Annotated in this window: 10 protein-coding genes and 1 pseudogene; 1 reads left to right on the top strand and 10 read right to left on the bottom strand. The window is 72.2% G+C overall.

Annotation, left to right across the window (positions count from 1 at the left end):
- Positions 1–321, top strand: a 321-nt coding sequence (locus tag ASF38_RS04925; RefSeq protein WP_200914415.1) for an FBP domain-containing protein, incomplete at its 5' end; no start/stop codon positions are given.
- Between the two features lie 10 nt (positions 322–331).
- Here the strand turns inward: ASF38_RS04925 and ASF38_RS04920 are convergent.
- The 10 genes and pseudogenes from ASF38_RS04920 to ASF38_RS18900 form a co-directional block, all read right to left on the bottom strand.
- Entirely contained in the window at positions 332–535 is a 204-nt protein-coding gene (locus ASF38_RS04920; RefSeq protein WP_055962507.1) for a DUF3618 domain-containing protein, read from the bottom strand.
- Positions 532–924 carry a phage holin family protein gene (locus ASF38_RS04915; RefSeq protein WP_055962510.1) on the bottom strand — a complete coding sequence of 131 codons (393 nt, stop codon included), beginning with the start codon at positions 922–924 and terminating at the stop codon, positions 532–534. The genes ASF38_RS04920 and ASF38_RS04915 overlap by 4 nt, the downstream gene beginning before the upstream one ends.
- On the bottom strand, positions 921–1,367 hold the full coding sequence (locus ASF38_RS04910) for a hypothetical protein (RefSeq protein ID WP_055962513.1): 447 nt from the start codon (positions 1,365–1,367) through the stop codon (positions 921–923). Before ASF38_RS04910 ends, ASF38_RS04915 begins: the two co-directional genes overlap by 4 nt.
- A gap of 102 nt (positions 1,368–1,469) precedes the next feature.
- Positions 1,470–2,256 (bottom strand): annotated as a pseudogene (locus ASF38_RS18925) (FAD-binding protein); the annotation flags it as partial.
- A 1-nt stretch (position 2,257) separates the two neighbouring features.
- On the bottom strand, positions 2,258–3,071 hold an 814-nt coding region (locus ASF38_RS18920; protein ID WP_255353814.1), incomplete at its 3' end, for an FAD-binding protein.
- 172 nt (positions 3,072–3,243) lie between these two features.
- Entirely contained in the window at positions 3,244–4,110 is an 867-nt protein-coding gene (locus tag ASF38_RS04900; RefSeq protein WP_056574042.1) for an oxygenase MpaB family protein, read from the bottom strand.
- A gap of 163 nt (positions 4,111–4,273) precedes the next feature.
- Positions 4,274–5,059 carry an ATP-binding cassette domain-containing protein gene (locus ASF38_RS18915; RefSeq protein WP_255353813.1) on the bottom strand — a complete coding sequence of 262 codons (786 nt, stop codon included), beginning with the start codon at positions 5,057–5,059 and terminating at the stop codon, positions 4,274–4,276.
- A gap of 5 nt (positions 5,060–5,064) precedes the next feature.
- Positions 5,065–6,541, bottom strand: a 1,477-nt coding sequence (locus tag ASF38_RS19665; protein WP_255353812.1) for a dipeptide/oligopeptide/nickel ABC transporter permease/ATP-binding protein, incomplete at its 3' end; no start/stop codon positions are given.
- Positions 6,542–6,783: 242 nt separating this feature from the next.
- Positions 6,784–6,981 (bottom strand): ABC transporter permease subunit, encoded by a 198-nt coding sequence (locus ASF38_RS18905; RefSeq protein ID WP_235497406.1) that lies wholly within the window; start codon positions 6,979–6,981, stop codon positions 6,784–6,786.
- Between the two features lie 2 nt (positions 6,982–6,983).
- Positions 6,984–7,551 (bottom strand): ABC transporter permease (locus ASF38_RS18900; RefSeq protein ID WP_235497435.1); only part of this gene is annotated, 568 nt, incomplete at its 3' end.
- Positions 7,552–7,562: the final 11 nt, after the last annotated feature.

Below are 7,562 nucleotides of genomic sequence, written 5' to 3'. Positions count from 1 at the left end.
GAGGACATCAGCGACGAGCCCGTGGGCATCGAGCTGCGGGTCGGCACGTCCGTCGGGCCTGCGCGGACGACCTTGTGCGACTGGTGCCGCACCGACGACGGCACGTCGACGGCGCGGCTGCTGGTCGCCCGACGGGCGGGCCCACGGGGCCGGGCCGGCGACACCGTCGGGCAGTACGTGTGCGGCGACCTCGCCTGCTGGAAGCGCGTGCGCCGACCTCTCAAGCCGCACGAGAAGTCGGTCACGGGCGCGCCCGACCTGCGGGTGGACGACCTGCGCTCGCGGGTGCTCGAGTTCGTCGAGCGGGTGCGTGCGGCCTGAGCGAGGTGGCTCAGCCGCGACGCAGCAGCACGATGCCGACGACCGCGGCCACGGCGGCCCCGGCCAGCACGGCGATACGGCCCTTGTCGGCCTCGGCCACGGCGTCCTGCGCGCGCGACTTCACGTCGAGCTTGTCGCCCAGGGCGTCGACCGTCTCGGCCAGGTGCTCACGGGTGGCCGCGATCTCGGCCTCCAGCTGGTCGCGCTCGCTCATGACGGGTTCCCCTTCGCTGCGGCGACGTCGGCCTGCACGCTCTCGACGCGCGCGGCAGGAGCCTGCGCGACCTTCGAGACGTTGCTCTTGCCCAGCAGCGCGGCCACGCCGGCCACCACGAACAGGGCGACCGCCACGATGAGCGCGGCGAGCCACGGGTCGGTCACGTTGGCCAGACCCAGCACGGCGGCACTGAGCAGCACACCGAGGCCGTAGAGCGCGATCACGCCGGCGGCGCCGAACAGGCCCGCGCCGACACCGACGCGCTTGCCGGCCTGCGCGAGGTCGTCCTTGGCCAGTGCCATCTCGGCCCGGATGAGGGTCGAGATGTCCTCGGTGGCCTGCGCGATGAGACGGCCGGTGGACTCGTCCTGCGGCGCCGCGGTCACGGGCGACCCAGGCGGTCTTCGGCGAGGTCGGCCGCCGTGGGCGGCGTGGTCACCGAGGGCGAGCTCGGGACCTCGGTGTCGGCCTCGGCAAGGTCGGCGTCGAGCTGGGGGTCGGCGACCTCGTCGATCGCGAACGACGGGTCGGCCGGGTCGGCCGAGACGCCGTCGGAGGACGCGTCGTCGGACCGGTGGCTCTTGACCGCGTCGACGACCTTGGAGCCGGCCGCGCTCGCGGCGCTGGACGCGGCGTCGGCGGCAGCGCTGCCGGCAGCACCGGCGGCGCTCTTGGCGGCGTCGGCGGCATGGTCCACGCCGCTCTGGACGGTGGGAGAGTTCCAGACCTTCTGGGACTGGGTACGGATCTGGTCGTAGCGCTCGCGGCCGGCCTTCGTGCCGAGCACGTAGCCGGCGACGCCAGCAGCCGCGATGAGCAGCTTGTTCACGTCGGACCCTCCTTCGGTGGTGGTCCGTCCATCTTGCTCCACTCCGCCGCGGCCAGCCAGTCGGACCACCCCACGCCGCTCCCCGAGCTCGTCGAGGGGGCCTCAGGACAGACGTCGACCGAGCGATCGCCCCGCCGCGCGGCCGGAGAAGATGCACCCGCCGAGGAAGGTGCCCTCCAGGGCGTTGTGCCCGTGGACCCCGCCACCGCCGAAGCCCGCGACCTCGCCGGCCGCGTAGAGGCCGGGCACGGGCATGCCGCTGTCGTCGAGCACGCGGGACTCGAGGTCGGTCTGCAGCCCGCCCAGCGTCTTGCGCGACAGGATGTTCAGCCGGACGGCGATCAGCGGACCGTGCTCGGGGTCGAGGATCTTGTGCGGCTTGGCCACGCGCACGATCTTGTCGGTGCGCGAGCGACGCGCGTTGTGCACGGCCATGAGCTGCAGGTCCTTGCTGAACGCGTTGTCGATCTCGCGGTCCCGCTCCACGACCTGCTGCTCGAGCGTGGCGAGGTCGATCGTGGCCCCGCCGCGGCTCCTCGCGTTCATCCCCTCGACCAGCTCGGCCAGCGTGTGCGCGACGACGAAGTCCTCGCCGTGCTGCTTGAACTTCTCGACCGGCTCAGGTGCGCCCTTCGCGAGCCGCGTCTGGGCGAGGAACTTCAGGTCCTTGCCGGTGATGTCGGGGTTCTGCTCCGAGCCCGACAGCGCGAACTCCTTCTCGATGATCGACTGGGTGAGCACGAGCCAGGAGTAGTCGTGGCCCGTCGCCAGGATCTCCTTCATCGTGCCCATCGTGTCGAACCCCGGGAAGTTCGGCGCCGGGAGACGGTGCCCGGTCGCGTCGAACCAGAGCGACGACGGGCCGGGGATGATGCGGATGGCGTGGTCGNCGCGGCCGCCGGCGGACTCGGTGATGGCGAGCATGCGGCCGTCCACGTGGGCGGGCACGCCGAGGATCATGTGCTCAGGCGCGGGTCCGAGGCGGTCGGTGGGCCAGGACTCGCGCATCAGGTCGCGGTTGTGGCCGATGCCGCCGGACGTGACCACCACGGCGGCGGCGCGCTCCTCGAACGTGCCGACCGGGGTGCGCGACGAGGCGACGCCGCGGTCGGACTCGTCCGGCTCCAGCTCGGTGCCGCGCACGCCGACCACCGACCCGCCCTCGACGACCAGGTCGTCGACCTGGCGGCGGAAGGCGAACCGCACCCGCCCGGCGCGTTCGGCGGCCAGAACGGGCTCGGCGAACACGCGAACGACCTCGGGACCGGTGCCCCACGTGAGGTGGAACCGCGGGACGGAGTTGCCGTGCCCGCTCGCGCTGCCGCTGCCGCGCTCGGCCCAGCCCACGATCGGCAGGACCTTGAGGCCGAGGTCGCGCAGGTACTGGCGCTTCTCGGTGGCCGCGAAGTGCACGTACGCCTCCGCCCAGCGTCGGCCCCAGGCGTCGTGCCCGGTCGCGTCGTCGGCCGGGCTCTCGAACGCTGCGGAGCCGAACCAGTCCTGCAGGGCGAGCTCGGGCGAGTCCTTGATGCCCATGCGCCGCTGCTCCGGGGAGTCGACGAGGAACAGCCCGCCGAGCGACCAGAAGGCCTGCCCGCCGAGGTTCGACCGGTTCTCCTGCTCGACGACCAGCACGCTGCGGCCGGCCAGCACCAGCTCGTGCGTCGCCACCAGCCCCGCCAGTCCGGCACCCACCACGATCACGTCAGGTTCGAAGCTCTTCTGGTCCACCCTCCGATCCTGCCAGGCCCCCCGATCACCGCACGTCCCGGCGATTCCCAGGTCGACCTGGGAATCTCCTGGTCCGCACGGGTTCCCCACGTCTGCACGGGTTGCTTTCCGTGCCGACGTGGGAAAGCCGTGCAGCAGGCCTGGGTCAGGCCTCGACCGGGTGCTCGGCCGGCGTCATGGCCCAGCGGATGGACCGCGTGACGACCTCGCCGCCCAGCCGGACGGCGCTCGCCTCGGCCACCGGGAGCCAGGGCAGGCGAAGCGGCCAGCGCGACCAGCGCGGCATGAGTCCGACCCCGGCCGCCGCGAGCACGCCGTACGGGACGCGGATGGCGAGGGGCACGGGTGGGTGGACGAGCAGGTACCGCACGGTTCGTCGGGCCGCCTCGGTGCTCTCGAGCTCCGGCCGGAACGCCTCGAGGGCCGCCTCCAGCTCGGCGACCGACTCCGGGACGTCGCTCGCCCCGAGCTCGCGTGCCACCACGGCGGCCTCGCGGACGTAGGCGTCGCGCCCCTCGGCGTCCAGCGGCTGGTGTCCGTACCGGTCGTGCGCGCGAAGGAAGCTGTCGACCTCGGCCACGTGCACCCAGCGCAGCAGGTGCGGGTCCGACGCCCGGTACGGCCGGCCGTCGGGAGCGACGCCGGAGATCGTGTCGTGCACGGCGCGCACCGCGCGGATGGCCCGCGCTGCGTCAGCGTCGGTGCCGAAGGTCGTGACCGCGAGGAAGCCGCTCGTGCGCTGGAGCCGGCCCCAGGGGTCACCGCGGAAGCCGGAGTGCTGGTCGACCGCGGCCATCGCGAGCGGGTGAAGCGACTGGAGCAGCAGCGCACGGATGCCACCCACGAACATCGACGCGTCGCCGTGGACCGTCGCGATCGCGGAGTCGGGAGCGAACCGGCGCGGTCCGGGCGCGAACATGATCCGCTCGCGTCGGGCCGGTCCCTCGTCGCCCGCCACGCGCGCGAAGATCGTCGCTCCGAGGGTCGAGCGTGCAGAGGTCAGCGGCTTCATCGCTCCAGTGTCACCCGGGGTGCGGCGTTCCACCCGCCGACCGGGAACGGCGGACCACCCGCGCACGGCTTCCTCACGAAGGCACGAAAAGCAATCCGTGCAGACGTGAGGAAGCCGTGCGTGGCCGGAGATTCCCAGGTCGACCTGGGAATCTCTCACCCGGTCAGGGGGTGGGGGTCGCGCGGCGGGCCCGCTGCTCGACGGGGTCGGGGACGGGGACGGCCGCGATGAGGCGGCGGGTGTAGTCCTGCTGCGGACGTCGCAGCACGTCCTCGCGCGGGCCGACCTCGACGAGACGGCCGTGCTGGAGCACTGCCACGCGGTTCGCGAGCGAGTCGACCACGGCCAGGTCGTGGCTGATGAACAGGCACGCGAAGCCCACCCGCTGCTGCAGCTCGGCGAACAGCTCGAGCACCCGCGCCTGCACCGACACGTCCAGCGCCGACGTCGGCTCGTCCGCGATCAGCAGGTCGGGATCCAGCGCGATGGCGCGGGCCAGGCTGATGCGCTGGCGCTGGCCACCGGACAGCTCGTGGCCGAACCGCGTCGCGTACGACGCGGGCAGCTCGACCGACTCCAGCAGCGACGCGACCTTCGCATCCACGTCGGCGGAGGACAGGTCGGTCTGCACCCGCAGCGGCTCGGCGATGCAGTCGCCGATGCTCATCCGGGGGTTGAGCGAGGCCGCCGGGTCCTGGAACACGAAGCCGAAGCGCGACCGCAGGGGCCGCAGCCGCGCGTCGGACAGTCCCGACACCGTGGTGCCCGACACCGAGATCGTCCCGCTCGTGGGCTGCTGCAGCCCGACCGCGGTGCGTCCGATCGTCGACTTCCCGGAACCCGACTCGCCCACCAGCCCGAGCACCTCGCCCCGACGCACCTGCAGCGACACGTGGTCGACCGCGGTGAACGCCGGTTGCCCGAGACGCCCGGGGAACTCGACGACCAGGTCGNGCCGCGGGGCCGCGAACAGCCGGTCGACAGGTGCGGTCTCGACCAGCCGACCGCGGTACATGACCACCACGCGGTCGGCCACGTCGGCGACGACTCCCATGTTGTGGGTGATGAGCACGATCGCGGTGCCCAGCCGGTCGCGCAGGCTGAGCAGCAGGTCGAGGATCTGCGCCTGCACGGTCACGTCGAGCGCGGTCGTGGGCTCGTCGGCCACGATCACGTCGGGGTCGCACGAGATGGCCATCGCGATGACGACGCGCTGCTTCTGCCCGCCCGAGAGCTGGTGCGGGTAGTAGTCGACACGCTGCTCGGGGTCGGGCAGGCCCACCATCTCGAGCAGCTCGACGGCCCGTGCGCGGGCGGCCTTGGCGCTGACGTCGCGGTGGGCGCGGATGCCCTGGACGATCTGCCAGCCGACGGTGCGCACGGGGTCGAGGGCGGTCGACGGCTCCTGGAACACCATGGACACCTCGTCACCGCGGATGGGCCGCAGCTCCTTGGCGCTGCGCCCGACCAGCTCCCGCTCCGTGCCCACAGGGGCCGTCCCGCCACGCGACGGGTCCTGCCCCGACCGCAGGATCGCCGATCCCGAGACCGTCGCCGTCGACGGCAGCAGGCCCAGCACCGCACGCGCGGTGACGGACTTGCCCGACCCGGACTCGCCGACCACGGCCAGCACCTCGCCCGGCGCGACGTCGAACGACAGGCCGCGCACGGCACGCACGGCTCCACCGTCGGTCGCGAACGAGACGGTGAGGTCCCCCAGCGAGAGGACCGCTGCCCTGCGGACGTCGTCGGGCACCTCCTCGACGCCGCCGCTGGCGTCGAGCTCGGCCAAGGCCTGCTCGTCCAGCTCGATCTCGGACTCGGTGGCTCCGGATCCGCCGTCACCACCGCGCGTGCGCAGCAGCGGGTTGAGCACGTCGTTGAGGCTCTCGCCCACGAGCGTCACGCCCAGCACGACCAGCACGATCGCCAGGCCGGGGAACACGCCCGTCCACCAGATGCCATTCGTGGCGTCGGGCAGCGCCTTGTTGAGGTCGTAGCCCCACTCCGCGGCAGCGGACGGCTCGATGCCGAAGCCCAGGAACCCCAGGCCGGCGAGGGTGAGGATCGCCTCGGAGGCGTTGAGGGTGCCGATGATCGGCAGGTTCTGCGCGACGTTGCTGAACACGTGCTTGAACATGATGCGCGGAGTCCGCACACCCACCACGCGAGCGGCGTCGACGTACGGCTCGGTCTTCACCGACAGCGTGGCGTTGCGGATCACCCGGAAGTACTGGGGCACGAAGATCACGGTGATCGAGATGGCGGCCGACATGATGCCGCCGAACGCCCCGCTCGACCCGCCCGACAGCACGATCGAGACGACGATCGCGAGCAGCAGCGACGGGAAGGCGTAGAGCGCGTCCATCACGAGCACGAGCACGCGGTCGAGCCAGCCACCGAGGTAGCCCGAGACCAGACCGAGCGGCACGCCGACGAGGCTCGACAGCACCACGGCCAGCGCGATGACGATGACCGCGGTGCGGGTGCCGTAGACGACGCGCGAGAACACGTCGGTGCCGCCGACGTTGGTGCCGAACCAGTGCGCGGCCGACGGTGCCTGCTGCGTGCCGAACACGACGCCGTCGGCACCGCGGTCGTCGTTGAAGCCGTACGGCGCGATCCACGGCGCGAGCACGGCGNCACCGGGCACGAGGTTCCTCGCCCGCGCCATCAGAACCGCACCCTCGGGTCGACGAGCGCCACGATGACGTCGATGAGGAAGCTGGCCAGGCAGACCACGAGCGCGATGAGCGTGACGATGCCCTGCACGGCCAGGAAGTCGCGGGCCTTCAGGTACTCGGCGAGCATGTAGCCGATGCCCTTCCACTCGAAGGTGGTCTCGGTGAGCACCGCGCCGGCCAGCAGCATGNCCACACGACCCTCGGAGATCCCTCGGGCGCGAGCCGCGGTCACGTACTCGGCGCGCAGCGTCTGCAGCAGGTTGATGCGCACGAGACGCAGGAACACGCCTCCGGTCAGCAGACCCAGGGCCAGCGCCGGCAGCAGCGCGTACTGGAGGACCTCGAGCACGTAGCCCGGGTCACCCCACAAGATGGCGTCGACGAGCAGGATGTTCGTCCGGGGCCTCACGTCCTGCAGGGTGAGCAGCGTGGTCGTGGAGGCCCGACCGGACGACGGCCAGCCGAACGGCGTGAACGCCAGCTTGAGCAGCAGGCCGACGAAGAACACCGGCGCCGCGTAGGCGACGATCGCGAACAGCCGCAGGGTCACGTCGGGCAGGCGGTCGCGGTACCGGGCGGCGAGCCGGCCGAGCGGGATGCCGATCGCGAAGGCCACCACCAGGGCGTAGAGGGTGAGCTCGAGGGTCGCCGCGCCGTTGACCTTGAGGATCTGCGAGATCGGCTGGTTGTCGGTGAGCGTGGTGCCGAAGTCGCCGCGCACCAGACCCGACACGTACTCCCAGTACTGCACGAGCATGGGTCGGTCGA

This window comes from Aeromicrobium sp. Leaf272 (assembly GCF_001422865.1).
Classification (GTDB): domain Bacteria; phylum Actinomycetota; class Actinomycetes; order Propionibacteriales; family Nocardioidaceae; genus Aeromicrobium.
Note: the sequence above shows the minus strand (reverse complement) of the source record. Positions and strands in the feature narration are given on the sequence as shown.